This window comes from Kitasatospora sp. NPDC057904 (genome assembly GCF_042887925.1).
In the GTDB taxonomy this organism is placed as follows: Bacteria; Actinomycetota; Actinomycetes; order Streptomycetales; family Streptomycetaceae; genus Kitasatospora.
In genome coordinates this window covers 22,830-48,353 of the sequence record NZ_JBHVOL010000004.1, presented here as the reverse complement: position 1 = coordinate 48,353, position 25,524 = coordinate 22,830, and the positions used below count along the sequence as shown (strand labels likewise).

Here is a 25,524-nt window from a genome sequence, read left to right as displayed (position 1 = left end):
CCGAGGGTGCGGGAACCCTACGGCACCAGGACGAACTTGCCCCGGAATCCGCCGGCCTCCAGCCGCCGGTGCGCCTCGTGCGCGTCGGCGAACGGGAGGACGGTCGTCCGCGGCCGCACACCGGCGTCGCGGGCGGCGTGGGCGGCCACCTCGGCCAGGTCCGCGCGGTCCAGCTCCACACCGTGGAGGACGAACTCCACGTCCGGGCGGCGGGCCGGGTCGGGCGCGGCGAACGGGACGAGGGTCAGGAACGTGCCGCCCGGGCACACCGCCTCGATCAGGTCCGGGGCGCCGCCGGCGTCCACGACGACGTCGTAGGCCTTCGCCTCGACGCGCGCCGGGTCGGTCAGCACCGCTCCCCCGCCCGGGCGGCCGAGGCGCAGCGCCCGGCAGGCCTCGGCGTCGCCGGGGCGGACGAGGAGGTCGGTGGTGGTGTCCGGCTCGTCGAGCAGCCGGACGGCGAGCTGTCCGCCGAGGCTGCCCTGGGCGCCGACGAGCAGCACCCGGCGGCCGGCCCGGACGGGGGTGCGGCGCAGCGCCTGGACGGCGGTGACGCCGGCCAGCGGCAGGGCGGCCGCGTCGACGAGGTCCAGGGCGTCGGGGACGCGGACGACGTACTCGGGGTCGAAGCGGACGTACTCCGCCATGCTGCCGACACCGGTGCCCAGTTGGGCGGTCATCGCCATGACGCGGTCGCCGGCGGTGTAGCCGCAGCCGGCGGGTGCGTGGGCGACGGTGCCGGCGAGGTCCCAGCCGAGGACGGCCGGGAGGGCGGTGGGGATCAGGCCCGAACGGGTGGCCAGGTCCACGGGGTTGACGGCGGCGGCCGCCACCCGGATGACGAGTCCGTCCCCGTCCGGTTCGGGCAGGTCGAGGAGGCCGAGTACCTCCGGGCCTCCGGTGCGCGTGATCCCCACGGCCTTCATCGTGCGGTGTCCTCCCCGGGACTCGGCGCCGGAGGCCTCGGGGCGTCCAGCGCGTCCATGATCGACAGTAGTTGCTCGCGGACCTCCGGGGTCATCCCGCCGGCCCGCATCGCGATCGAGCGCACCTGCCGGTCGGCGAGGACGGAGGCCCAGGCCGGGTCGTCGGCCGCGTCGGCGGCCGTCTCCTCGTTGATGAGCGCCCCCACCGAGACCGGGAGGGTCATCGGGCGGGCGCGGAAGTACTGCACGATCGCGGCGAGCACGCTGATCGTGGGGTTGGTCTGCGAGCCGTTGCGCAGGGCGGCCAGGTAGCTCCTGGAGACGGTGACGTCGTGGGACGGGTCCTCGGAGATCGCCTGGGCGACCTCGGACGTGGAGGGTTCCCGGCGGCGTCCCACGGCGTCCGTGGTGGCTGCATCCGCGAACCACGCGTTGAGGCGTTCCGCCAACGTGGCCATGTCCGTCTCCCTGGGCTCCGGCGCCTCGGGTCGGGACGACTCGGCGCGACGTTCGGTGACGGCAGGGTAGACGCTAGCGCTTCGCCTGTGAAGTCGCCGAGGTTCTCGAAGCCTAACACCAGTGCCACCTCATCAACACACCTGCCAATATAGTGGCAGCAAGTGCTAATATACTGGCGCTTGCGATCGCCATAGAGACAATCGTCCTGTGAGAAGGTCCTGCGTCGCCCCGGCCACCCGGGGTGCGGGAGCCCTGGCAGTCCAGGGCGCAGGAGCCCCGGGAGGCCGGGGACGCAGGACCGCCCGAACCCTTCCGAATCCGGAGGAGACATGCGCAGCGGTACGACTTTCACCCAGGGCCTGCGGCACAGCGTCGACGACGGCCGGGCCGGCGGCCCGGCGTGGACGGTGGAGGCCGTCCGCCAGGTGCGCTACCACGTCGTCAGCTCCGACCACCTGTTCGCGCTCGACAACACGGCCCTCCTCGACGGCTGCCCGGACGCGCCCATGCGCGCCGGCGACCGCCGCCTCGTCGTCATCGACGAGAACGTCGACAAGCTCTACGGCGGCCGGATCCGCGACTACTTCACCTACCACCGCGTCGCGGTCACGATGCTGCCGCTGCGGGCGGACGAACCCGTGAAGGAGTGGGAGTCCGTCCTGCGCGTGGTCGACGCCATGAACGACTTCGGCATCGACCGCCGCCGCGAGCCGGTCCTCGCCATCGGCGGCGGCGTGCTCACCGACATCGTCGGCTTCGCCGCCAGCCTCTACCGGCGCGGAACCCCGTACATCCGCATCCCCACCACGCTGATCGGCCTGGTCGACGCCGGGGTCGGCGTCAAGACCGGCGTCAACTACGGCCTCGGCAAGAACCGCCTGGGCACCTACGCCCCGGCGACGGCCACCTTCCTGGACCGCACCTTCCTGCGCAGCCTCGCGCCGCGGCACATCAGCAACGGCCTCGCCGAGATCATGAAGATGGCCCTCATCCGCTCCGAGGAACTGTTCGCGCTGCTGGAGTCCTGGGGCGCCGCCGTCCACGCGGACCGGCTCCAGGGCTCCACCGGGGAGCTGGCCGCCGCGTCGGACGCGATCGTCGCCGAGGCCATCCACCTGATGCTCGAAGAGCTCCAGCCCAACCTGTGGGAGTCCCACCTGGAGCGGTGCGTGGACTACGGGCACACCTTCAGCCCGACCGTCGAGATGCACGCGCTGCCGGAACTGCTGCACGGCGAGGCCGTCATGATCGACATGGCCCTCACCACCGCGCTGGCCACCCTGCGCGGCGACCTCTCCGAGGAGCAGGCCGACCGGATCTACCGCGTGGCCACCGCGCTCGGACTGCCCGTGTGGAACGACGTCCTGGCCGACCCGGCGCTCCTGGAAGCCGCCCTGCTCGACACCGTCCGCCATCGCGACGGCCACCAGCGGCTGCCGCTGCCCGTCGGGATCGGCCGGCACCACTTCGTCAACGACGTCACCCCGGCCGAACTCCGCGCCGCCACCGAGCTGTTGCGGCGCAAGGCCGCGGTGGCCGGGCACATCCCGGCCGGCTACGCGCGGGTGAGCGCGTGAGCGAGCGCAGCGAGGTGGGCGTGAGCGCCCCCCACGGCGGGGCCCGGCCCGTCACCGCCGTCGTGATCGGCGGATCCACCGGCATCGGCCGGGGCGTCGCCGACGCGTGGGCCGCCGAGGGCGTCGAGACCCACGTCCTCAGCCGCTCCCGGCCCGCCGGCCCCGGCGCCGACCTGCTCGCCTGGCACCCGCTGGACCTGCGCGACGGCGACGCGGCGCGGGCCGCCCTGCGCTCCGGCATCCCGCCCCGGGTCGACCTGGTCTGCTACTCGGCCGTGTACTTCACCGACCGCCGCGAGCCCTTCACGGACGTCCACGAGGCCGACTGGCTGGACCAGTTCGCGGTCAACGTGCACGGGCTGGCGTGGACACTGAAGGAGACGCTGCCCGCCCTGCGCGCGGCCGGCCCCGGCCTGTTCCTGCACATCTCCTCCGAGGTGGTCTACAACGCGGGCCCGAACCGGTCCGGCTACGCCGCGACCAAGGCCGCCGCCGACTCGCTGGTCCGCTCCGTCGCCCAGGAGACCGACCCCGCCGAGGTGACGTTCATCCAGGCGCTGCCCGCCGGGATGGTGGACACCCCCGGCATCCGCGCCCGCCGGCCGGCGGGCTTCGACTACGGGGCCTACATGACGCCCGCGCACTTCGGGCCACTCGCGGCCGAACTCGCCCGCACGCGCGGGGTGCCGTACGCGGGCGAGGCGCTGGTCGTGCACGAGGACCGGAGCTGGACGCCGGTCCGCGCAGGGACCCCGCAGTCCCAGTCCCGCCCGCAGTCCCAGTCCCGCCCGCAGTCCCAGTCCGACGCGGTGTCACCGTCCCGCCCGCCGTCCCCGTCCGGCGCACTGTCATCGCCCCCGTCCGGCGTCTGAGCGCGCCCGACTCCCTGTCCCCGAGCACGACGTCGAGGAGGACCCGTGCCACAGCTCCAGGCACACACACTGCTGTTCGACATGGACGGAACCCTGGTGGACTCGACCGCCCTGGTCGAGTCCACCTGGGCGGACTTCAGCGGGCGGCACGGGCTGGACCTCGCCGAGGTCCTCGCCTACGCCCACGGCCGCCCCACCCGCGAGACCGTGCACCGCTTCGTCGCCGACGCGCCGCTCGCGGCGTCCGAGACGCGGCGGCTGGTCGCGCACGAGGAGTCGGAGACCGCCGGCATCACGGCCGTGCCGGGCGCCGCCGCGCTCCTCGCCGCGCTGCCGCCCGGCTCCTGGGCGGTCGTCACCTCCGCGAGCCGCCGACTGGCCGAAGTGCGGCTCGGCGCGGCCGGACTGCCCGTACCGGAGCTGCTGGTCAGCGCCGACGACGTCACCCGCGGCAAGCCCGACCCACAGGGCTACCTGCTCGCCGCCCGGCGGGTGGGCGTGGAACCGCGGGAGACCGTCGTCTTCGAGGACTCCCCCGCCGGCATCCGCGCCGGACTGGCCTCCGGCGCGCGCACGGTGGTCATCGGCGGCTGCGCCGACCACGACCACGAGGCGGAGCGGCACCCCGACTTCCGGGGCTTCGCGGTGGCCCCGGCCGACCCGTCCCGCCCCGGCGTGACGCTCACCGTGCCGGAACCCGTCGCCGACGGCCGGCCGGTGCGGCCGTGACCGGGACAACGGCCCCGGCCGCGACCACCCTCGCCGCCGACGTCGGCGGCACCTGGGTGCGCTGGCGCGCCGGGGGCCCCGGGAGCCCGGTCGAGCGGGTGCCCGCGCCCAGCCGGCTGCGGCACCCGGAACGGGCCGTCGCGGACCTGCGGCGGGACATGGTCGAGCTGCTCGGCGGGGCCGCCCCGCCCGGCGCCAGGGCCGCCGTCTCCTTCGGCGCGGCCATCGACCACCTCACCGGCGTCGTCCACGGCTCGGCCCCGCTGTGGGGCGCGGCGGACGAGCCGTACGACCTCATGGCCGCCCTGCGCGAGCACCGGCCGGACGTCACCTGGACCCTCGTCAACGACGTCACCGCCGCCCTCGCCGACTTCGCCGTCAACCACGCCCGCCCCGGCACCCGGCGCGTCGCCTACCTGACCGTCAGCAGCGGCATCGCGCTGCGCACCGCCGACCTGGAGCGGACGGTGATCCCCGTCGACGCGTGGGGCCTGCAGGGCGAGGTCGGACACCTGACCGTCGCCTGCCCGCCGGACCTGGCCGGGCTGCCGTGCGAGTGCGGCGGCCCCGACCACCTCGCCTCGCTCGCCGCCGGCCCCGGCTTCGTCCGGGTCGCCGAACGCCTGGGCCTGCCGGACGCCGCACGGGTGGCCGACTGGCTGCCCGGCGCGCTCGACGCCGGCGACCCGGCCGCCCGGCGGCTGCTCGGCCTGTGCGTCGAACCGGTCGCCCAGCTGATCCGCACCCTGTGGTGCCTCGACCCGCACCTGGACCTGCTCGGGCTCGGCGGCGGCGTCGTCGAGGGCCTCGGCGCGCACTACGCCACCGAGCTGCGCCGCCGCCTGGCCGCCTCCACCTCGTACGCCGCCCGCGGCTACGGCCGGGCCTGGCTCGACGACCGCCTGGTGCTGTGCGGCCCCGGCGACGTGGACGCGCTGCGCGGCGCGGAGTGCATCGGCCACTGGCCGCCGAGGATCGCCCGGTGAGCGCGGCGAGCACCGTGAGCCCGGTGCGCCCGGCCGGCGCCGCGAGCACGACCGGCGCCCCGACCCCGGCCACGCATCGCGCGCTGGTGCGCCGTGCCCCGGACCGCCACGGCCGCACCCTCGTCGACGTCGCCGAGGTGCCCACCCCCGCGCTGCGGCCGGGCGACGCGCTGCTCGCCCCCGCCGTGGCCGGCATCTGCGGCACCGACTGGCAGATCCTGCGCGGCCTGCGCGACGACCCCACCCCGGTGCTCGGGCACGAGGGAGTGGCGTACGTCGTCGAGCCGGGCGACACCGGGCTCGCCCCGGGCACGCCCGTCACCGTGAACCCCACGCACCCGGACGACCCGTCGTTCCTGCTCGGGCACAACCTGCCCGGCCTGTGGGCGGAGCTCGCCCGGATCCCGGCGTCGGCGGTGCGCGCGGGCCTCGTCGTCCCGGTGCCGGACAGCGCCGTGCGCCCCCGGGTCGCCTCGCTGGCCGAGCCGCTCGCCTCCGTCCTGTACGGGCTGCGCACCACGCTCCGCCTGGTGCGCCCGGCCTCGCTGGTCGTCTGGGGGGACGGCATCGTGGGCCGCCTCGCCACCGAGCTGTGGCCGCGCGAACTGCCGGGCCTGCGCGTCCTGTTGGCCGGCCACGGCGACGGCGCCGTCCACCCGGACGACCCCGCGCTGCCGGCTCTGCTGGCCGCCCTGCCCGGACCGGTCGCCGCGGTGATCGCCACCCCGCGCACCGGCACCCCGGACGCCCTGCGGGCGCTGGACCGCCTCGTGCCGGGCACGCTGGTCGTGGACGTGCACGCCGGACTGCCGTCCGGCCCGGTCGAGTTGACCGCCGGCCCGGTCGACGTCACGGCGGTGCGCGCCGAGCACTGCGGCGGCGCGCCGTGGCCGCCGCGGGCCACCAGCCTCGCCCGGCCCGCCGGTCCGCTGCTCCTGCACGGCCACCGGGGCGTGTCGGGCGACCACCTGCGCGAGGCCGTCGCCCACCTCACCGCCCCGCGCGAGGCGCTGGGCCGGGACGTCCTCACCCACGAGGTCGGGCTCGACGGGGCCGCCGAGCTCGTCAACACGGTCCTGACCACGCGGCGGCGCGTCGCGGACGGCCGCCGGGTCCTCAAGGCGGCGATCCGGGTGGCACCTCCGCGGGACCGGCAGTACGGGGTCGGGGGTGGCCGGTGACCGCCCACCCGGTGACCGCCCTCCTGGTGGCCGCACCGCAGTGGCGGATCGCGGACGACCGGACGGCCGCCGCCCGGGCCGCGCTCGCGGCCGGGGCGGACGCGCTCCAGCTGGACTTCGGCGGGGCCCACCGGGGCCCGTTCCTCGACGACCCCGCCGAACTCGCCGCCGCCCAGGGGATCGCCGGGATCCTGCCGGTCCCCGTCCTGGCGGTGAACCACGCCAACGACCTCGGCCTGGCCCTCCCCGACGGCACGGCCAACCCCGCCGCCCTCGCCCTGCTGCGCCGGGCCCTGGACTGCGCCCTGCGCCTGGGCGCCCGGGTCCTGCACGTCCCGGGCTTCCGGCGCAGCCTGCCCGTCACTCCTCACCTACGCGCCGGGACCGCCGAGTTGCTGCGAACCCTGGGCAACGAAGCCGACGCGGCCGGGCTGACGCTCGCCTACGAGTCACCGCTCGACGCCCAGGACAGCCTCGCCCTCGCCCGCGCGGTGGGCCGCCCGGCCCTGCGCCTCGTCCTGGACACCGGCAACCTGCTCGACGCCGGCACCCCGCCCGCCGGCTTCGCCCGCGCCGTCGCGGCGGCCGGATTGCTCCTGCCCGACCTGCACGTCAAGGACCCCTCGCGCCCGACGACCTGGCGCGGCATCCGCACCGAACTGCCGGACCTGCTGCGGCACGCCGGCGCCCGCACGGTGCTCGTCGAGAACGACTACCGCCGGGCCCCCGGCCGCCTGCGCGCCGACGTCACCGCGTGCCGCGAGGCATCCCGTCACACCCCTCACACCGCTCCCAGGGAGAACGCCCCGTGAAAGCCATCCTGCTGACCGCACCGCGCACGGTGACGATCGCCGAGGTCGACCCGCCCGTACCGGGCCCCGGCGAGGTGCTCGTCCGGGTCGGCCTGCTCGGGTTCTGCGGCACCGACCTCGGCTTCTTCGACGGCACCAGCAACTACCTGCGGGACGGCCTCAAGAGCTACCCGTTCGTCCCGGGCCACGAGTGGGTCGGCACGGTGTGCGGGACCGGCCCCGGCGTCGACGCCGGCTGGGCCGGACGCCGGGTCTCCGGGCACAACTTCCGGGTCTGCGGGCGCTGCCCGGCCTGCCGGGCGGGCCGGATCCGCTACTGCCCCGACCGCAGCGAGATCGGGGTGCTGGGGCCCCGACCCGGCGCCGGGACCGAGCTGCTGACCGCCCCGGTGGACACCCTGACCCGGATCCCCGACGCCCTGTCCGACACCGCCGCCGCACTGCTGGAGCCCACCGCGGCGGCCGTGCACGCGGTGGACCGGATCGCGGTGGGCCCGCACGACCGGGTCGCCGTGCTCGGCGGCGGCACCCTCGGGCTCGCCGCGGCCCAGGTGACGCGGGCGCTCGGTGCGGACACCGTCGTCCTCGACCCGCACCCCGCGGCCCGCGAGCTCGCGGCCGCCCTCGGCCTGCCCGCCCTGGCGGCGCCGGGCGAGCGGTACCAGGGGGCGTACGACGCCGTGGTGGAGGCCTCCGGCAGCGGCGCCGCCGTCCGGGCGGCCGTCGGCCTGGTCGCCCCGGGCGGCCGGATCGCCCAGCTCGGCACGCCCCACCACCCCGTCGACGGCTTCGACGCCGCCGCACTGGTGATCAAGGACGTCACGCTGCACGCCGCGCTGTCCGGGGTCGGCTACTGGGACCGGCTGGTGGAGCTCGTCGAGTCGGGCGCCGTCGACCTGGACCCGCTCGTCGACCGGGTGTTCCCGCTGGAATCCGTGGAGTCCCTGGACGCCGCGTTCGCCCACCTCGCGTCCCCGGACCGCCGACGGCCCAAGGTCCTGGTGCGCATCGGGGCGGAGCAGCCGGGCGGCGTGGCCGAAACCGCAGCGGCGCTGGTGAGTTGATGAACGGAACGGACCCCGGCGCGGACCGTCCCGGCGCGGACCGCCCCGCCCGGATCGACGCGCGCACGGCGGCGCGGCTGGCCACCCTGGCCGCCGCCGCCTTCGTCTACGTCACCTTCGAGGTCTTCCCCGTCGGCCTGCTCCAGGACATGGCGGACGACCTCGGCGTCCCGGCCGGGCGGATCGGGCTGCTGCTCAGCGGCTACGCCGTCGTCGCGGCCGTGGTCACCATGCCGACCGTCGCGCTCGCCGCGCGGGTCTCCCGCCGCACGGCCCTGCTCGTCTGCCTGCTCGTCCTGCTCGCCGCCGAGCTCATGGCCGCGCTCGCGCACGACTACCCGACGATGGTGGCCAGCAGGGTCGCCGCCGCGCTCACGCACGGGGTGCTGTGGTCGCTGATCGCCCCGGAGGCGGCCGGACTGGTGCCGCGCGAGCGGGTGGGCACGGCGACCGCGGCCGTCTTCGGCGGCGCCACCCTGGCGTCGATCGTGGGCAGCCCCGGGACCACCCTGATCGGGCAGCTGATCGGCTGGCGCGCCACGGCACTGCTGCTCGCGCTCGCCACCGCGGCCGTGACGGGCGCCCTGGCGTGGGCATTGCGCCGGCGGCCGGAGGTCGGGCCCGCCGAGGCGCCCGCACGGACGGGCGAGGGCGTCCGCATGGACCGGCGCGCGGTGCTGACGCTGTGCGGGGTGGCGCTCGTGCTGGTCACCGCCCACTTCCTCAGCTACACCTACTTCTCCGTGCTCGTCGCCGGCATCACCGGCTCGGCCGGGTCCGTGGTCACCCTGCTGACGGTCTTCGGACTGGCCGGCGCCGCGGGCACGTTCCTCGTCGGCCGCCACAACGACACCGTCCCGCGCCGGACGGCCACCGTGACGATGACGGCCTTCACGGCGGGCGTCGGCCTGCTCCTGCTCGGCTCCGCCCCGCTGCCGGGAGCCGTCGCCGCCGCGGTGGCCACGGTGGCCGTCGCCCTGTGGGGCGGGGCGTTCGCCGCCGCCGGGCCGGTGTTCCAGACCGGGATCATGCGCCTGGCGGGCGACGACGCCGACCGCGCGTCCTCGATCTACGTCACCGGCTTCCAGATCGGCATCGCGAGCGGCTCGGCACTCGGCGCGGCCCTGCTCGACGGCTCCCCCGCCTGGCTGCCCGCCGTCTCGACGGCCCTCGCCACGGCCGTCCTGCTCGCCGTGACGCTCCGCCGCCCGATCCCGGAGGCGAACCCGGCCGGCGCTCCGGAGGCCGTCGAGCAGCAGCGCGGCCCGTCAGAACGTAGGAACGGACCACGATCCACCGCGTCGGCCGGCGGATGTCAGCTCCTCCCAGGCCATCGGCCCGGGGGCGTATCCGGCGTACATCCCCGGGGCGACGCGCAGGGCCGGCGCGGCTGAATACGATCTCCGCATGGAAGAGCTTCTCCAGCGTCTCTCGACATCGAAGCGCGTGACCTGGCTGATGTCGCAGGCCGTGGTGCTGGCCACCGCCGGCTTGTATGCGCTGATGCTCCCCTTGACGATGCCGGCCCCTGAGCACGGCCTGTTCCGGTTCCCCGACCTCGGGGGCTTCCAGAAGATCGGTCTCTGGCTCCTGCTCGCCCTGCCGGTTCTGCTCGTGCGCCGTCTGCCGGCGGCGGTCTTCACGGTGGTCCTGGGCGAAGCGGTCCTCGGCGACGCCTTCGGCGCGCGGCCCTCGATCGTGTTCGTCCTGCTCGTCGGCTTGGGCGGGTACCTCGCCGTCCGGCGGCCGAAGGCTGCCGCCGTCGGCTCCGTCGCGAGCGTCGTGGCCGCGTTCTTCAACGACCTCCACGGCCGCGAGCAGTCCCTCGGCGACGCGTCCCAGTGGGCCGGGGGGTTCGCGTTGTGGTTCGCGGTCGCGTGGGTCTTCGGCGGGGTGTACCGCAAACGCCGTGAGTACCTCGAAGCCCTGCAGGAGCAGACCGCGGCCCGCGTCGTCATGGCCGAGCGGCTGCGGATCGCCCGCGAGCTGCACGACAGCGTCGCGCACAGCATCGGGATCATCACGGTGCTGTCGGGAGCGGCGGCGCGGGTCGTGGAGACCAAGCCCGAGCAGACGCGGCAGGCGCTGGCCGGCATCGAGACCACCGGCCGGGAGACGCTGCTGGAGCTGCAGCGCATGCTCGGGGCGCTCCGCCGCGCCGAGCCCGACGACGCCATGCCGCAGGCCGCTCCGCTGGCGCCGGCCGGCAGCCTGGCCGACGTCCCGCAGCTCGCCGAACGCACGGCCGGCGCCGGGGTGCGGGTTCAGGTGACCTGGCGGGGCGAGCGGCGTCCACTGCCGCCGGAGATCGAACTGTCGGCGTTCCGGATCATCCAGGAGTCGGTGACGAACGTGGTGCGGCATTCCAGGGCGCGGACGTGCCGGGTCGCGGTCGGTTACGAGCCGGAAGGGGTGACGATCGAGGTGGTGGACGACGGGGACGACGCTCGCGGCGGGCCCGGCCGGCCGAGGCTCTCCGCGGCCGGCGGGAGCGGCTTCGGCCTGCTCGGCATGCGCGAGCGGGTGACGTTGCTGTCCGGCCAGTTCAGCGCCGGCCGGCGTCCGGAGGGCGGGTTCCGGGTGACGGCGAGGCTCCCGGCATGAGCGTGCGGGTGCTGCTGGTCGACGACCAGCCGCTGATGCTGGTCGGGCTCGGGATCCTGATCGGCGACACCGACGACCTGGAGGTGGTCGGCGAGGCCGGCGACGGCCGCGAGGCGGTGCGCCTGGCGCGTGAACTGCGGCCGGACGTCGTGGTGATGGACATCCGGATGCCGGGCATGGACGGGATCGAGGCGACCAGGCAGGCGACCGCCGAGCCGGACCCGCCCAAGGTCCTGGTGCTGACGACCTTCGACGACGACGAGTACGTCTACGGCGCACTGCGCGCCGGGGCCAGCGGATTCCTGCTCAAGAGCATGGCCCTGGACGCGATCCTGGAAGCGATCCGCGTGGTGGCCGCGGGCGACGCGCTGATCGCGCCGAGCGTGACCCGACGGCTGATCGCGGACTTCGCCGCAACGTCCGGCCCCGCGACCCCCGAACCGGACGCCGGGCCCGCCCCGGACCCGAGTCCCATCGCGGGGATCACCGACCGGGAGCGCGAGGTGCTGGCACTGGTCGGACAGGGACTGTCGAACACCGAGATAGCCGAGCGGCTGGTGATCAGCGCGGCGACCGCGAAGACCCATGTCGCGCGTCTGTTCGCCAAGCTCGTGGCCCGGGACCGCGTCCACCTGGCGATCATCGCCTTCGAAACCGGACTCGTGCCGCGTAGACGGTAGGGGCCCGCGACCGGGCCGGTCACGCTCGGCCGCGGGCCGCGGAACGAACCCTGACCTGCACGGCAGGCGAGCCGGCCGAAAGGCTTCCGGTGCCGCTTCGGCGAGCGCCGAAGCGGCACCGGAACAACCAACAGCAAACGGGGGTGCGAGGCGACCGGGCCGGTCAGACGGCGTGTTCGTCGAGGAAGCGCTCGACGTCCCGCGCCCACAGCCGGCCCTCGTCCTCGGTGAAGGCGTGGCCCGCGCCCGGGTACTCGACGACCGTCGCCCCCGGGATCCGCTCCCCCAGCAGCCGGCTGGTGGCCGGGAGGACGACGCGGTCGGCGCCCGCGACAACGACGAGCGTGGGCACGGCGATCTCGCCCAGGTGGCCGGTCAGGTCGACCCGGGTGGCGGCGGTGATCTGGAGCAGCCCGCCCGCGGGCAGCCCCGCCCCGACGGCGGCGGCCTGTGCGCCGTGCTCCTCCGCGCCGAGCTCCGCGAGGAGCCGGGGGTGCGTCAGCAGGCCGATCAGGTAGGCGCCCAGCACGGACGGGTCCCCGGCCGCGGCCAGGGCCTCCCACACCGCGGCGACCGTGCGCAGCTGCGCGTCCGGCTCGCTGAAGCCGACCGTGAGCACCAGGCCGGTGACCCGCTCCGGGTGGCGCAGCGCGGTGGCGAGGGCGACGGCGCTGCCGAAGGACGAGCCGACCACCGGGAACCGCTCGTGGCCCTCGCGGACCAGGGCGGCGACCAGGGAGTCCGCCAGTGCGAACACGTCGAGGTCGCCGGACGGGTCCGACGCGCCGGTGCCCGGGTAGCGGGTGCCGACGAGGTGGCGGCGCCCGGCGAGGCGCCGGATCAGCGGCCCGAAGTTCAACTCGACGTCGCCGCCCGCCCCGTGGGCGAGGGCGAGCCCGGCGCCCGTCCCGGCGCTCAGGTACTCGGTGCGGCCGGTGCCGAGCAGCGCGCTCGACACCGGCGACTGGAGGTCCGTCACCTCTCTCCCTTCCGCTTGCCGAACCGCCGCACGAGCGGCATCTCCACGTACCGGTACAGCAGTCCGGCGATCACGAGGGAGACGGCCAGCGCCGACGCCAGGTAGACGGCGACCATCGCCCCCGAGCCGAACGGCCCGTGCAGCACCTTGATGTTCAGCGTGTAGAGCACCAGGTAGTGGCACAGGTAGAACGCGAACGACGCGTTGCCGAGCGCCAGCAGGGGCCGGGAGGCCAGGACGCCCGGGCGGCCGGCGACGTCCCGCTGGGCGGCCGCCACGATGAGCAGCACGCACGGGACGATCAGCGGCGCCCGCCAGCCGAACAGCACCGGGCTGTAGGTGGCGACGGCGTAGGCCGGGACGAACGACACCAGCACCCACGGCAGGCTGATCCGCGGGAAGCGGCCGGAGGCCACCAGCTGGGCGGCGAACATGCCCGCGAAGAAGTCGAAGAGACGCCCCAGCGGGAACACGTAGGCGAACCACAGCTGGAAGCCCGTCACGCTCGGCTCGCTGATCAGCTTGATGTTCCCTGACGGCAGCGTGTAGGCGAGCACCGGCATCAGGACGGCGCCGGCCACGCACACGGCCAGCCCGGCCCAGGAGGTGCCGGAGCGGACGGTGCGGAACCGGGCGATCACGAACGGGAACACCAGGTAGAACACCGCCTCCACCGCGAGCGACCAGCCCGGGGGCAGGACGGTGAAGTTGTGCTTCGGGTTCGGCACCCACACCTGGGTGAGCGTCGCGTAGCGCAGCACGTCGGAGAGTTGCGTGCCGGTGCCCCAGAACACCGCCACCGCCGCCACGCCGGCCGCGTAGTACAGCGGCAGGATCTTGACGAACCGGCGGCGGTAGAAGGCCCCCAGGCGGTCGCCCGTGCGGGACGACCACGTGAGCACGAAGCCGCTGAGGACGAAGAAGAACGCCACGCCTAGGCCGCCGAACTGGTTGGAGACCTCGTGGAAGACGACGTTGGTGTGGTGGTCGGCGAAGGTCGGCAGCGCCAGGTACGAGGAGTGGCACACGAAGACCGACAGCGCGGCGAAGAAGCGCAGTCCGGTCAGCGAGTCGAGGCGGGGGGTGCGCCGCCCGGCCGCCGCTGGCGGCGGCCCGCTGGGTGCGGGGACCGCCGCCGGCGCCGGCGCCAGTCTGCCGGCGCTGTTCACCGTGCTCATTCCCCGGCCGGGGAGGTCAGGGCCGACACCGCCGCCACCGCCGCGAGACCGTCCTCGTACCCGAGCACGGCGGCCACGCCGCGCACGTCGGGGTCGAACGGGTCGGCGCCGAAGCCGGCCCGCGCGCGCTCGGACGGCTCCAGGACGACGGCCCGGTCCAGCACCTTCCGGCGCTCCGGCGTCACGTAGCCGGGCAGCTCGGGCTGCGGGCGCAGGACGAGCACGCGGTCGGCGTGGGCGGCGAGTTCGGCGTTGGTGAGGGAGTAGATGCCGCCGTCGACGTAGTCCGCGCCGTCGATCGTGGCCACCGGCCACAGGCCCGGCACGGCGCAGCTGGCGGTGAGCGCGTCCACCAGGCCGACGCCCGAGTCCGCGGTGAAGACGGCGGGCTCGCCGTCGGCGCGCACGGCGGTGACCGAGAGCCGGGCCTCGGGCCAGGCGTCCCGCTGGAGGCGGCCGGCGATGGCCGCGCGGCGGCGGGCCGGGTCGGTGCCGGAGCGCTCGCGGGACAGCGCGGCGAGCCGCTCGGTCTTGACGGCCAGGGACTCGTCGGCGCCGTGGACGGCGAGGACGTCCGGCAGGATCTCGGCGAGGGAGACGGCCGGGGCGAGTTCGGCGTTGCGGCGGGACTTGCGGACCGTGCGGTCGAACTCGGCGGCGGCGCCGGAGTGCAGCACGGCGGCGGCGACGGCGGCGCCGGCCGACGTGCCGACCACGTGGCCGACGGCGTCGAGCCGGAGCGCCCCGGCCTCCTCCAGCGCGGCCAGGACGCCGATGGTCCAGCCGATGCCGGCGAGTCCGCCGCCGCCGAGGACCACGGCGGTCGATTCCTGCGACATGAACTTCCTCCTGTTGGTACGGGGTGGTGCCCGGTGCGATGTGGTGGTGAGGGTCGTGGGGGGTCGTGGGAGCGGTCGGGGCCGTGGGGGTCGTGGGGGCGGTAGGGGCTGTGGGGGCCGGCCACCGTGCCCTCGGGGCGGGTCCGGTGGCCGGCCTCGTCCCGGCCGGGGGATGGCGGGACGGTCGCGGGCACGGCGCTCAGCGCGCGTGCACGGGTTCGGCGGGCGCCGCGGTGTCCGTGGGGACGCCGATGGGGGCGGGCGCGCCGGTGGGGGCCTGGCGCGGGCTCGCGTTGCGGCGACGCCAGCGCTGGTCGAGGGGTTTCTCGACGAGCTGGTACGACAGGTAGGTGGCGGCGATGGTCAGCGCCACGATCCCGGCGTACACGATCGGCGCCTCGACCCCGCTGTAGCCGTGGCCCGAGCGGTGCAGGTACCACATCCACAGCAGCGGCCACTGGTACATGTAGACGCCGAAGGTGAAGCGGCCGAAGCGGGCGACCGCGGGCGCGGGCCGGTCCGCCGGGCGGCGCAGGTCGCCGGCGCCGACGGCGCCGATCAGCAGCACGATGCCGGTGATGCCGACCGCGCTGGTGGCGAAGATGAAGTGCGCGTGCTCCGTCGCCACGTAGACCTCCGGTGCCAGCACCACCAGGGCGGTCCAGCGCGGGATCCGGGGCCAGGCGCCGCGCTTGAGCAGCAGGGCGATCAGCATGCCGAGGACGGACTCGACCATGCGCGCGGCCGGGCAGACGTAGACCAGCCAGAACTTCCACTCCGAGATGTCCTCGGGCACGCCGTGGTAGTTCATCCCGGGGCTCTGGAACGTGGCGCCGTCGGGGAGCAGCGACAGGACGAACGGCAGCGCGACGACCACCGCGGTGAGCACGACCGTCAGGATGCGCAGGGCCTTGGTGGAGCGCTGGACCAGCCCCCGGTACAGGAACGGGAAGACCAGGTAGAAGCAGATCTCCACGGACAGCGTCCAGGCCGGGTTGTTCACCGCGAAGTACACGGTGTGGTCCGGCACCCACGCCTGCACGAGGAACAGGTTGGCCAGGACGGTGCCGAGCGGGAACGCCGTCGCGGCGAAGAGGGCCGCGCAGATCACCCAGGCGACCAGGTGGACGGGGATCACCTTGACCACGCGCCGGGACATGAACCGCCGCCAGTCCAGCGACGTGCCGCGCGAGGTCCAGGTCAGCACGAAGCCGCTGAGCACGATGAAGAACGACACCGACGTGTAGCCGACCTTGCTCAGGGCCCCGTACACGTGCGACTGGAGCACCTGGTCGGCGAAGAGGCCGACGCCGACCACGTGCGAGGTGAGGATGAAGAAGGAGGCGGGCAGCCGGGCCAGCGACAGTCCGGGCAGGTTGCCACCGCGGCCCGTGCCGACCGGCTGGGCGGTACCGACCGGCCGGGCGGTGCTCACGAGGACACCCCCGCCTCGGCCTCGGCCCCGGCCCGCTGCGCCGGCACGGCCGGTGCCCCGGGCGCGGGCTCCGTCGGGACCGTGGCCTTCGGCCGGGCCGTGGCCCAGTACTTCATGGTCGGCAGCTCGACCAGCCGGTACAGCAGCCAGCCCGCGAGGATCGTCGCCGCGAAGGTGCCGAGGATCAGGGCGATCGCGGGCAGCGGCGCGTAGTGGGCGCCGTGCTGGATCTTGGTGCGCAGCGTGTACATCAGCACGTGCTGCGTCATGTAGAAGCCGAACGACACCTCGCCCAGCCACACCATCGTGCGCGTGGCCGTCCAGGTGCGGTGCCCGTCGAGGTCGCGGCGGACGGCGGAGGCGACGATCAGCAGCAGCGGCACGAACGTGAACGGGATGAACGAGAAGGTGAACGGCACCACTTCGGCGACGACGTAGCCGACGAGCAGCGCGCCCCACGCGACGGCCGGCCGGATCACCGGCAGCCGGCCCTCGGCGATCACGCGGGCCAGCAGCATGCCGGAGAGGAACTCGGCGAGCCGGGGCAGCGGGAAGTTGTAGCCGAACCAGAACTGGACGGTGGAGATCGGCATGCCGTCGGTGTGCGGCGAGTTGGGCAGCACGGTGGCGACGGCGGCGATCAGGAAGGTCCAGGCGACGCAGCCGGCCAGGGCGAGCGTCAGCCGCTCGCGGGGTATGCGGCGCACCAGCGGCGCGATCAGCGGGAACAGCACGTAGAACATCAGCTCGCAGCAGAGCGACCAGCTGGGGACGTTGACGGCGAGGAAGATGTTGTGGACCGGGAACCAGGAGTTCACGAGGAACAGGTTCGGCAGGTAGTCCCAGGGGCTGGTGGCGGCCGCCCCCGCGAAGAGGACCATGGCGAGCGCCCAGGTCACGACGTGGGACGGGAACAGCTTGACCACGCGCTTGCGGAAGAAGTGCAGGTAGCCGCGGCTGTCGGAGCTCCGCCACATCAGCAGGAACCCGCTGAGGACGAAGAAGAAGGACACGCCGACCCAGCCGGCCTTCCAGAAGATCGTTTTGTAGGTCTCGGCCCAGTTCTGGTCTCTGAACGGGTTCATCGGGATGAACGTGAGCGAGAGGTGGAAGAAGAAGACGGGCGCGGCCGCTATGAAGCGCAGACCCGTCAGGGACGGCAGCGGGGCGCGGTGGTCGTGGCTAGGCCTGGAAATGGGACGCCTCCTTGATGCGGTCGACTGGGGAAGGGGCCGGTCGCACGTGCCGCAGCCCGTAGAGGACGAAGCCGCCCACGGCGAGGCCGACGGCGGCCAGTGGTACGTCGTGCACGTCGTGGAAGTGGGTGATGACCCGGCCGCCGGCGAACGAGCCCAGGGCCGCGCCGACGCCGAAGGCCGACATGTTGGTCGCCAGGGACAGGCTCGGGGCGGCCGCGGCGAGGTCCAGGACGTCGCTCTGCAGGATCGGGATGAGCGAGAAGGTGGCGAGGGCGAAGAGCACCCCGCCGATGGGGAACGTGAGGGTGCTGCGCTGGAGCGGCTGGAAGGCCGCGCAGCCGGCGATGAACGCGGCCGCCGTGAGCAGCGCCGGCCCGCGGCCCCGGCCCGCGAGCCGGCCGCCGATCGAGTTGCCGAAGATGCTCGCGACGCCGTAGGCCACCAGCAGCACGGGGACGGCCGCCTCGGCGTAGCCGGCCGCGACGGCGCTCGGCTCGAAGTAGGTGATGATCGTGAACATCGCCGCCGAGAACAGCGCGGTGGCGCCGACGGTCAGCGCGACGTCGAGATTCAGCAGCGCCGAGATCTCCTGCCGGGCGTCCGGCTCCGGAGTGCCGATGTCCAGGTGGGCGGTCGCCTTGTGCACGCCCCACGTGGCGACCGCGGCGACCACCGAGATCACCGCGAACGGTGTGCGCCAGCCGCCGATCTGGGCCAGCGCGGCCCCGGCCGGGATGCCGAGCACGGTGGCCAGGTTCACCCCGAACTGGATGGCCGTGACGGCCTTGCTGGAGCGCTCCACCGGTAGCAGGCGCTGCGTCAGCACGATCGCGGTGGCGAGGTACGCACCATGGACGCTCGCGGTCACCACCCGCCCCAGCAGCACCAGGGAGAAGTCGGCGGCGGTCGCGATGACGACGTTGCCGAGGGCGAACACCGCGAGCAGCCAGGTGGCCAGCCGCACCTTCGAGACCCCCGCCGTGAGCACGGCGACGACAGGCCCGGCGATCGCGACGGTCGCGGCGTAGACGGTCACGAGCAGCCCCGCCGTCGTCACGTCGACGCGCAACGCAGCCCCGACCTGGGACAGCATCCCGCCGGGCAGCAGCTCGGAGGTGCCGATGCAGCAGATGCCTGCCACCAGCGGAACGGTTCTGCGGGTCACGTGGGAGTCCTCTCAGGAGCCATGAGGAGACTATAGAAACCGAGCTGCCAATATACAAGACAGATTCCTGCGGAGGCGGCGCCGAGCTTGCAGTGAATACGCACCGTCCAGTCAGCCGGCGGCATGCGGGGACTGTGCGGGATGACCGTGCGAAGGGAAGGAAGACGCGGCAGACTACGGCCGTGATCCGGGCCGGGTCGGCAGGCCCGGGGCGTCGACTATCGGCCAATCGACCTTACGTACGCAGTTTCCCTGATGTGCGAACACGTGTGTCGACCGGAGAGTTGGGGGCGAGGAGAAACGAGGGCTCCCCATTCCCACCGTTTGCGAGGTATCGATGCGCTATGAACTGCTCGGGCCGCTCCGCGTGTCCGACGGTACGACGAGCTTTTCCATGAGCGCGCCGAAGATGGAGCTGACCCTGGCCACCCTGCTCGTGGGGGCCGGCCGGATCACCACGAAGGAGCAGTTGATCCAGGAGCTGTGGGGCTCCGGTCCGCCGCGGCGCGCGTCGGCCGCGGTCCACGTGTACCTCTCCCAGCTGCGCAAGTTCCTCGCCGCCGCCGGGGACACCGAAGGGGCCGCGATCACCACCAAGCCGTCCGGGTACCTCCTGCGACTGGACGGCGCCCAGTACGACGTGGCCGAATTCCAGACGGCGATGCGCAGCGGTCGCGCGTGGCAGCACGCCGGGGAGTACGAGGCGGCGCTCGACGACTTCGAACGCGCGCTGTCGCTCGTCCGGGGGCCGGTGCTGGACGGCGGCGCGGAGGGGCCGGTACTGGCTTCCTTCGCCGCCTGGGTGGAGGAGGAACGGCTGGAGTGCCTGGAGCTGTCGATCGAGGCCCGGACCGCACTCGGCCGCCACCGGGAAGTGACCGGGCTGCTCAACACCCTGATCGCGCAGTACCCGTTGCGCGAGTCCTTCTACCGCCAGCTGATGCTCGTGCTCTACCGGGCCGACCGGCAGGCGGAGGCCCTGCAGGTGTACCGCTCGGCCCAGCAGGTGCTCAGGTCCGAGCTCGGGCTGGAGCCGTGCCGCTCACTGCGCCGGCTGCACCAGGCGATCCTGACCTCCGACCAGCTCCTGGACCTTCCGCTGGCGAGCTGATCCGGCCTCCGGGCGGGTGGTGGCGGCGGGGCGCCCGTCCCGTCACCACCACCCACCCGGGTCAGCCGGCCAGCGTCATCAGCCGGACCAGGGCCACCCGGGAGGCGATCCCCAACTTGCTGTAGATGCGGGTCAGATGGACGTCGACGGTGCGCGGGCTGACCCGCAGCTGCTCCGCGATGTCCTTCGTCTTCAGCCCCTGGCCGGCGAGGTCCGCCACCTCCCGTTCGCGGATGGTGAGTTCGGCGAGCGCCCCCTCCGGCCCGCGGTCGGCGGTGCGCAGCGCGGCCCGGGCCAGTTCCCTGGCCCGGACGCCGGCGGAGCTCTCGGCGCCGAGGAGCTCCTGCGCCTCCTGGTAGCGCTGCGCGGCCTCGACGGGCTGGTGCCTGCTCATCAGGACGTGGCCGCTGGCCAGCAGCGCGTGCCCGCTCTGCTCGGCGATGCCGACCACGGCGGCGGCGTCCGCGGCGTGGTCGGCCCACTGCTCGATGCTCGCCTCGTCCATCCCGGTCCGCAGTGCCGCCGCAGCGAGCAGTTCGTACCCGCGGGCGGCCAGCACCCCGACCGGTTCGGCCACCCGCCACGCCTCGCGTTCGGGCAGCAGGAGCGCCAGCGCCGACTCGGCGTCGCCGGAGACCAGGGCGGCCTCCGCCCGCAGCAGGGCGTTGAGGGGGGTCCTGGGGGCCTTGCTCAGCACGCCGCTGGCGACGAGGAACGAGCCGCGGCCGAGCTGAGCGGAGGCGGCCGCGATGGTCGCGTCCAGCAGCGCGGCGTGGTCGAGGCGCCCGAGGGTGAGGGCCATGACACGCCCCTCCTCGGCGGCGTCCAGGGCGTCCGCCATCCGGCCGGACTGGTAGTTGACGTACCCCAGGGTGGCGAGCAGCGGCAGCGTCAGGTGGACGTCGCCGCGCTCCCGGACGGCCGTCAGCGCCCGGTCGATGTGGGCGTGCGCGGTGCCGTAACGGCCCATCAGCGCCTCCGCCCAGCCGAGGACGAGCAGGTGGACGGCCTGCCGGTGGTTCGGCCGGCCGCCGTTCGCGGTGGTGTCGAGCACCCGGGACCCGGCGTCGAACGCCTGCTTCGCGGCGCACACGTCGCCCTCCAGGACCGCGCACAGGCCGCTCAGCACCAGTGCTCCGGCCGGCGACACCCCGTCCGTCCGCTGCACCTCGCGCACCAGCGCCTCGATGTCGGGACGGGCGGGCAGCTTGCCCGCCAGGACCTTCGCCAGGTGCTGCTGCTCACGGAGCAGTACGCCGACGGCCGGGTCCGCCTGGTCCGCGGTGGAGAGTTCGACGATCAGGAGGGTCTGCACCGCCTCGTCCTGGCCGAGCGAGGCCAGGACGGTCGTCAGGAAGGCGACCTCGGCGGAGCGCGGTCCGGCGGCCAGGCGCCGGACCGGCCCGGACAGGATCGCGCCGGCCAGTGACCTGATCCGCTCGGCGTCCCCCTGCGCCGCGAGCGCCCGGACCACGGCCCGCCACAGCTCCGGTCGCACCGGCGAGGCGTCCGGCGACTCGTCGGCCGGCCGCGGCAGGCGCATCGCGGCGGTCAGCCAGTGGGCGGCCCGCGAGGGCTCGCCGAGGTGCAGGGCGGTGCGCGCGGCGGAGGCGAGCACCCGGGCGTCCGAGGCGCGGGCCAGCGAACCCGACCGCTCGATGTGCGGGGCGAGTTCGGTGGCCGGGGCGTCGAGTCGAGTGAGCCGGGCCAGTGCGCGCCGGTGGGCGCCGGCCCGCCAGCACGCGTCCATGGCGGCGTTCAGGCAGCGGCCGAGCAGCGGGTGGCGCAGGGTCACCAGGTCCGGCCCGGTGGCGCGGAGCAGGTCTCGCCCCTGCAGTTCCCCGAGGACCCGGCAGGCCTCGTCCTCGCCGATCTCGGCGACCTCGGCGACCGCGCTCATGCCGGACGCGTCCCCGAGCACCGCCGCCGCCTGCAGGGCCGCGCGGGCCGCTCCGTCGAGGGCCTCGGTCTCGGCCAGCAGCCGGGTGCCCAGGCCGTTGCGCGCCCAGTCCTCGCAGCCGCCGTCCGCCGGGGAGGCGGCGTCGGCCAGTGCCGTCAGGTACAGCGGGTTCCCCGCGCTGCGCTCGTGCAGGTCGGCGACCTCGGCCGGGCGCCTGGCGGGACCGAGCAGTTCGGCGCTCTGGGCGAAGGTCAGCGGGGCGAGCTCGATCGTCTCGACGGTGCCGAGTTCGGTGCCGTGCCGCAGGATGGAGCGCACGGCGACCGGGGCCTGCCGCGGCCGGTGCGCGACCACGAGCGCCATGCCGCCGTCCATGGGCCAGCGGACGAGCATGTTCAGCAGCGCGGCCGAGCCGGGGTCGGCCCAGTGGAAGTCGTCGACGATCAGCACCAGTCCTTCGGGCGCGGCGGCGAGGCAGTCCGCGATCAGTCGGCGCGCTTCGGTCAGGAGGCGGCCGCGGGAGGTGAAGTCGGCGTTCCCGGCCTCCTCGGACGAGGCGGTCGACGCGCCGGTCAGCGCCCGGGCCCTCGACTCGACCGGCCCGGCCCCGCCCCGCCAGGTGGCCAGCGCGTCGACGAACGGCTGGAACGGCATCCGGGCGTCGGCCTCGGAGCACCATCCCCGGAGCACCGCAAGGCCCCGGCCCCGCGCCTCCTGCGCCAGCGCGGTCAGCAGCCAGGTCTTCCCGCTGCCCGGATCCCCGGCCAATTCGACGATCGTGGACCGCCGTTCACGGATCGTCCGGACGTGGTCGAGCAGTCGGCCGAGTTCGGTGGTACGAACGGCCGCCCGAGCGGGCGGCGTTGTCATGACGGTAGTGGTCATCCCGAAATCCCTTCCCCCGTAAGCGACGGTGTGGCTCCGACGATGAAGAACGCGAACGGATCACCAACAACCACAACCAGCCTAAGAGTCCGATCCATGCCAACCGGCCCCGGAAAGAACCTCCCCAGTTAGTTCACAAATGGCACGACGGCTACCGCACCGGGGCTCCTCCCGAGCCCGGACGGCCCCACGTGCACGTCACGCGGACTTAGCCGAGCTTTAGACGACCGGGCGAGTCTGGCGCCCGTCCGACCGACGACCCGCAGACCGAGGAGCCCATCCGTGCTCGAACTCCGGGACTTCCCCGACCACCGCGCAGTGTGGCGCCTGCCGCTCGGCGACCTGGCCGAGCTGGTGGTCGACCTCGCCACGGGCGAGCCGACGTTCCGTCAGATCGACCTGGTGCTCGCCGGGTCCGGACGCCACCTGCGGCTCCTGCGCGAGCACCGCCGCGCCTCGGCCGCCGCCGACGGGTTCGGCCCCGGCTGGTTGCTCTGCGCGGGCCCCGGGTTCGAGGTCGACGCCTCCGGCGATCCCGTGACGGTGACCGACGGCCTGGGCCGCACGGTCACCCTGCACCGGGACGGCGACGGCATGGTCGCCAAGGTCGTGGACCCGGCCGGCGGCCAGGCGGCGGCCTTCGCGTACGACGCCTCCGGCCGGATGGCCCGCCAGACGGGTGCCGACGGCCCCGTCACGGCCTACGGCTGGGACGACCGGGGCCGGCTGCTGTCGGTCACGGCCGGCGGGGAGACGGTCCGGCTCGGGTACGACGACCGGAACGCCGTCCTGGAGGTGGCCTGGGACGGCCCGGACGGCCAGGTCCGCACCGGGTTCGCCCGCTCTCCTGGGCGCACCGTCGTCACCGGCGCCACCGGCCTGCCGACCACCTACGAGTTCGACGACCAGGGACGGCCGACCTCGGTCACCGATCCGCTCGGGCACGTCACCCGACGGGAGTGGGACGCGGACGGCCGTCCGACGGCGGTCGTCGACGCCACCGGCGCCACGACCGCGTTCGAGCACGACGCGGCGGGCCGCCCGGTCGCCCTGCGGCTGCCCACCTCCGCCCGCTCCACCATCGCCTACGACGACGCCGCGCACCCCGGGCTCGCCACCGCCCTGCGCGACCCGGCCGGCAACGAACTGCTCCTGGAGTACGACGCGTCGGGGCACCTGGTCCGCAGCCACGCCCCCGGCCGCGCGGCCGACCTGGACACCCGCGTCAACCATCCGGTGCACGGCCGGCCGACCGCGTTCACCGACGGCAACGGCCGGACCACCACCTTCGGTTACGACGGGCAGGGCAATCTGACCGACGTCACGCCGCCCGCGCCGCTCGGGCGGACGTCCTACCGCCACGACCGGCTGTCCAGGGTCGTCGGGGTCACCGACGGCGCCGGCCGGCGCACCGGCTACCGGCACGACCCGACCGGCCGGCTCGCCGAGGTCACCGACGAGGAGTCCGGCCGGGTCCTGCTCACCCTGGCCCACGACGCCTTCGGCCGCGTGGTCCGCAAGTCCTCCCCCGACTGGTCCTACGAGTTCCGCTGGGTCCGGACCGCGGCGGGCGGGCGGCTCGCCTCGGCCGTGCGCACCGAGGGCGCGGACACCGAGGAGGTGCGGGCCGGTCACGACGCCGAGGGCGCGCTGACCACGCTGACCACCGCCGGCGGCACGACGCGCTACGACTACGACCCGGCCGGACGGCCCGTCGCGGTCACCACCCCCGCCGGACGCACCGCCCGCCTCACCCACGACGCCGCGGGCCGCCTCACCGCCGTGGACTTCGGTGCGGGCCGCCAGGAGATCGGCTACGACGACGCCGGGCGCCGGACCGCCCTGACGGTCCGCGGACCCGCCGGGGACCTCCTGGTCGGCGCGGAGTACCGCTACGGAACCGCCGACGGTTCGGACGGCGACGTCCTGCTCTCCACGACCGTCGACGGCGAGACCGTCACCTTCGCCTACGACGGCCTCAAGCGCCTGGTGCGGGCCGGGGACACCGAGTTCGAGTACGACGGCGCGCACCACCTGGTCCGCCTCGGCGGCACCCGCTTCACCCTCAACACGGCGGGCCAGGTGGTCCTGCTGGGCGAGACCGGCTTCGCGTACGACGGCGCCGGCAACTTCACCGAGGAGACCAACCCCACCGGCTCCTTCACCTACAGCGCCACCAACCAGACCCTGACCGGCGTGTTCGGCGGGCAGCAGGTGGTGGACATCCGGTACGACGGACTCGGTCAGGAGCTGCCGCGGCGGATCACCGAGACGACCGTGGACGGACACACCGTCACCCACGTCCTGACCCACACCCCGCTCGGGATCGCCCGTGCCACCGACGACGGGGTCCCGACCGACTTCGTCCGCACCCCCGACGGTGCGCTGCTCGCCGTGCTCACCGCCGACGGCCGCCACTACTGGGCCGTCACCGACCAGCAGGGCTCGGTGCTCGCGCTGCTGGACGAGGAGGGCCGGCTCGCCGCCCGCTACCGCTACACGCCGCACGGCGCGGTGACGGCGACCGGGGAGGCCGCCGCCGCCAACCCCTTCCGCTACCGCGGCGCGTACCAGCTGCTGCGCAGCGCCCACGTCCTCGACCACCACCTCTACAACGGGTTCTGGGGCCGCTTCACCCAGCCCGACCCGACCGGGCGGCAGTACGCGCCGTACACGTTCTCCGACAACGACCCGGTGAACAGCGGCACCTGGACCAGGCACGACTTCCGGGCGGTGCTGGTGCGTCCGTTCGAGCCGGCCGCCGGGTCGTTCTTCCCCCGGCCGGCACCGGCGGCACCGGCCGACCGGCTGCTGACCGATCTCACCGGTCCCGGCGCCACCCCCGACGTCCCCCCGCTGATCACCGGGGCGCCGCCGGCGCGGTTCGCGGCGTACTGACCCACCCGGACCGCGCGGGCACCGCGCGCGTGCCGCACCCCCGAT

General features: G+C 74.7%; 21 protein-coding genes. 12 read left to right on the top strand and 9 right to left on the bottom strand.

Annotated elements, in window-relative coordinates; all coding sequences use genetic code 11:
* Positions 1–17: 17 nt before the first annotated feature.
* Both ACFVSN_RS11910 and ACFVSN_RS11905 read right to left on the bottom strand, forming a co-directional pair.
* Positions 18–917, bottom strand: coding sequence for an alcohol dehydrogenase catalytic domain-containing protein (locus ACFVSN_RS11910; RefSeq protein ID WP_387598917.1), 900 nt, complete (start codon positions 915–917; stop codon positions 18–20).
* A gap of 5 nt (positions 918–922) precedes the next feature.
* Complete coding sequence (locus ACFVSN_RS11905) at positions 923–1,384, bottom strand: hypothetical protein (RefSeq protein WP_387954746.1); 462 nt, start codon at positions 1,382–1,384, stop codon at positions 923–925.
* A 330-nt stretch (positions 1,385–1,714) separates the two neighbouring features.
* On the opposite strand from ACFVSN_RS11905, the gene ACFVSN_RS11900 reads away from it, so the two are divergent.
* Genes ACFVSN_RS11900 through ACFVSN_RS11855 form a run of 10 tightly spaced genes read left to right on the top strand, consistent with a single transcriptional unit; the run spans position 1,715 to position 11,890 of the window.
* Positions 1,715–2,962 (top strand): sedoheptulose 7-phosphate cyclase, encoded by a 1,248-nt coding sequence (locus tag ACFVSN_RS11900; protein ID WP_380442267.1) that lies wholly within the window; start codon positions 1,715–1,717, stop codon positions 2,960–2,962.
* Positions 2,959–3,834 (top strand): SDR family NAD(P)-dependent oxidoreductase, encoded by an 876-nt coding sequence (locus tag ACFVSN_RS11895; RefSeq protein ID WP_380442265.1) that lies wholly within the window; start codon positions 2,959–2,961, stop codon positions 3,832–3,834. The genes ACFVSN_RS11900 and ACFVSN_RS11895 overlap by 4 nt, the downstream gene beginning before the upstream one ends.
* Before the next feature lie 45 nt (positions 3,835–3,879).
* A complete protein-coding gene (locus ACFVSN_RS11890) occupies positions 3,880–4,563 on the top strand; it encodes an HAD-IA family hydrolase (RefSeq protein ID WP_380442263.1) in 684 nt (227 codons plus the stop codon).
* Positions 4,560–5,549: an ROK family protein gene (locus ACFVSN_RS11885; RefSeq protein WP_380442261.1), complete on the top strand. Its 990-nt coding sequence runs from the start codon at positions 4,560–4,562 to the stop codon at positions 5,547–5,549. The genes ACFVSN_RS11890 and ACFVSN_RS11885 overlap by 4 nt, the downstream gene beginning before the upstream one ends.
* A complete protein-coding gene (locus tag ACFVSN_RS11880) occupies positions 5,546–6,730 on the top strand; it encodes an alcohol dehydrogenase catalytic domain-containing protein (protein WP_387954742.1) in 1,185 nt (394 codons plus the stop codon). Before ACFVSN_RS11885 ends, ACFVSN_RS11880 begins: the two co-directional genes overlap by 4 nt.
* The gene (locus ACFVSN_RS11875; RefSeq protein ID WP_387954740.1) at positions 6,727–7,542 is read left to right on the top strand and encodes a TIM barrel protein; all 816 of its coding nucleotides are present in this window, start codon (positions 6,727–6,729) and stop codon (positions 7,540–7,542) included. Before ACFVSN_RS11880 ends, ACFVSN_RS11875 begins: the two co-directional genes overlap by 4 nt.
* A complete protein-coding gene (locus ACFVSN_RS11870) occupies positions 7,539–8,606 on the top strand; it encodes a zinc-binding dehydrogenase (RefSeq protein WP_387954738.1) in 1,068 nt (355 codons plus the stop codon). Before ACFVSN_RS11875 ends, ACFVSN_RS11870 begins: the two co-directional genes overlap by 4 nt.
* A complete protein-coding gene (locus tag ACFVSN_RS11865) occupies positions 8,606–10,000 on the top strand; it encodes an MFS transporter (protein WP_387954736.1) in 1,395 nt (464 codons plus the stop codon). The genes ACFVSN_RS11870 and ACFVSN_RS11865 overlap by 1 nt, the downstream gene beginning before the upstream one ends.
* A 13-nt stretch (positions 10,001–10,013) precedes the next feature.
* Positions 10,014–11,210, top strand: coding sequence for a sensor histidine kinase (locus ACFVSN_RS11860; RefSeq protein ID WP_387954734.1), 1,197 nt, complete (start codon positions 10,014–10,016; stop codon positions 11,208–11,210).
* Positions 11,207–11,890 (top strand): response regulator, encoded by a 684-nt coding sequence (locus tag ACFVSN_RS11855; protein ID WP_387954732.1) that lies wholly within the window; start codon positions 11,207–11,209, stop codon positions 11,888–11,890. Before ACFVSN_RS11860 ends, ACFVSN_RS11855 begins: the two co-directional genes overlap by 4 nt.
* Positions 11,891–12,053: 163 nt before the next feature.
* Here the strand turns inward: ACFVSN_RS11855 and ACFVSN_RS11850 are convergent, their stop codons facing one another.
* From ACFVSN_RS11850 to ACFVSN_RS11825, 6 genes are all read right to left on the bottom strand, one after another.
* The gene (locus tag ACFVSN_RS11850; RefSeq protein ID WP_387954730.1) at positions 12,054–12,869 is read right to left on the bottom strand and encodes an alpha/beta fold hydrolase; all 816 of its coding nucleotides are present in this window, start codon (positions 12,867–12,869) and stop codon (positions 12,054–12,056) included.
* Positions 12,866–14,047, bottom strand: coding sequence for an acyltransferase family protein (locus ACFVSN_RS11845; RefSeq protein ID WP_387954728.1), 1,182 nt, complete (start codon positions 14,045–14,047; stop codon positions 12,866–12,868). The genes ACFVSN_RS11850 and ACFVSN_RS11845 overlap by 4 nt, the downstream gene beginning before the upstream one ends.
* Positions 14,044–14,886, bottom strand: a complete 843-nt coding sequence (locus ACFVSN_RS11840) for a patatin-like phospholipase family protein (protein ID WP_387954726.1) — start codon at positions 14,884–14,886, stop codon at positions 14,044–14,046. Before ACFVSN_RS11840 ends, ACFVSN_RS11845 begins: the two co-directional genes overlap by 4 nt.
* A 199-nt stretch (positions 14,887–15,085) precedes the next feature.
* Positions 15,086–16,321 (bottom strand): acyltransferase family protein, encoded by a 1,236-nt coding sequence (locus tag ACFVSN_RS11835; protein WP_387954724.1) that lies wholly within the window; start codon positions 16,319–16,321, stop codon positions 15,086–15,088.
* Positions 16,318–17,517 carry an acyltransferase family protein gene (locus ACFVSN_RS11830; protein ID WP_387955273.1) on the bottom strand — a complete coding sequence of 400 codons (1,200 nt, stop codon included), beginning with the start codon at positions 17,515–17,517 and terminating at the stop codon, positions 16,318–16,320. The genes ACFVSN_RS11835 and ACFVSN_RS11830 overlap by 4 nt, the downstream gene beginning before the upstream one ends.
* Positions 17,504–18,685: an MFS transporter gene (locus ACFVSN_RS11825; protein ID WP_387954722.1), complete on the bottom strand. Its 1,182-nt coding sequence runs from the start codon at positions 18,683–18,685 to the stop codon at positions 17,504–17,506. The genes ACFVSN_RS11830 and ACFVSN_RS11825 overlap by 14 nt, the downstream gene beginning before the upstream one ends.
* Positions 18,686–19,079: 394 nt before the next feature.
* Here ACFVSN_RS11825 and ACFVSN_RS11820 point away from each other — a divergent pair, with 394 nt between their 5' ends.
* Positions 19,080–19,796, top strand: coding sequence for a BTAD domain-containing putative transcriptional regulator (locus ACFVSN_RS11820; RefSeq protein WP_380447690.1), 717 nt, complete (start codon positions 19,080–19,082; stop codon positions 19,794–19,796).
* A 61-nt stretch (positions 19,797–19,857) separates the two neighbouring features.
* On the opposite strand, the gene ACFVSN_RS11815 is transcribed toward ACFVSN_RS11820, so the two are convergent.
* Positions 19,858–22,581: an AAA family ATPase gene (locus ACFVSN_RS11815; protein WP_380447688.1), complete on the bottom strand. Its 2,724-nt coding sequence runs from the start codon at positions 22,579–22,581 to the stop codon at positions 19,858–19,860.
* Between the two features lie 282 nt (positions 22,582–22,863).
* On the opposite strand from ACFVSN_RS11815, the gene ACFVSN_RS11810 reads away from it, so the two are divergent.
* Positions 22,864–25,479: a DUF6531 domain-containing protein gene (locus ACFVSN_RS11810; protein ID WP_387954720.1), complete on the top strand. Its 2,616-nt coding sequence runs from the start codon at positions 22,864–22,866 to the stop codon at positions 25,477–25,479.
* The last annotated feature ends 45 nt before the right edge of the window (positions 25,480–25,524 follow it).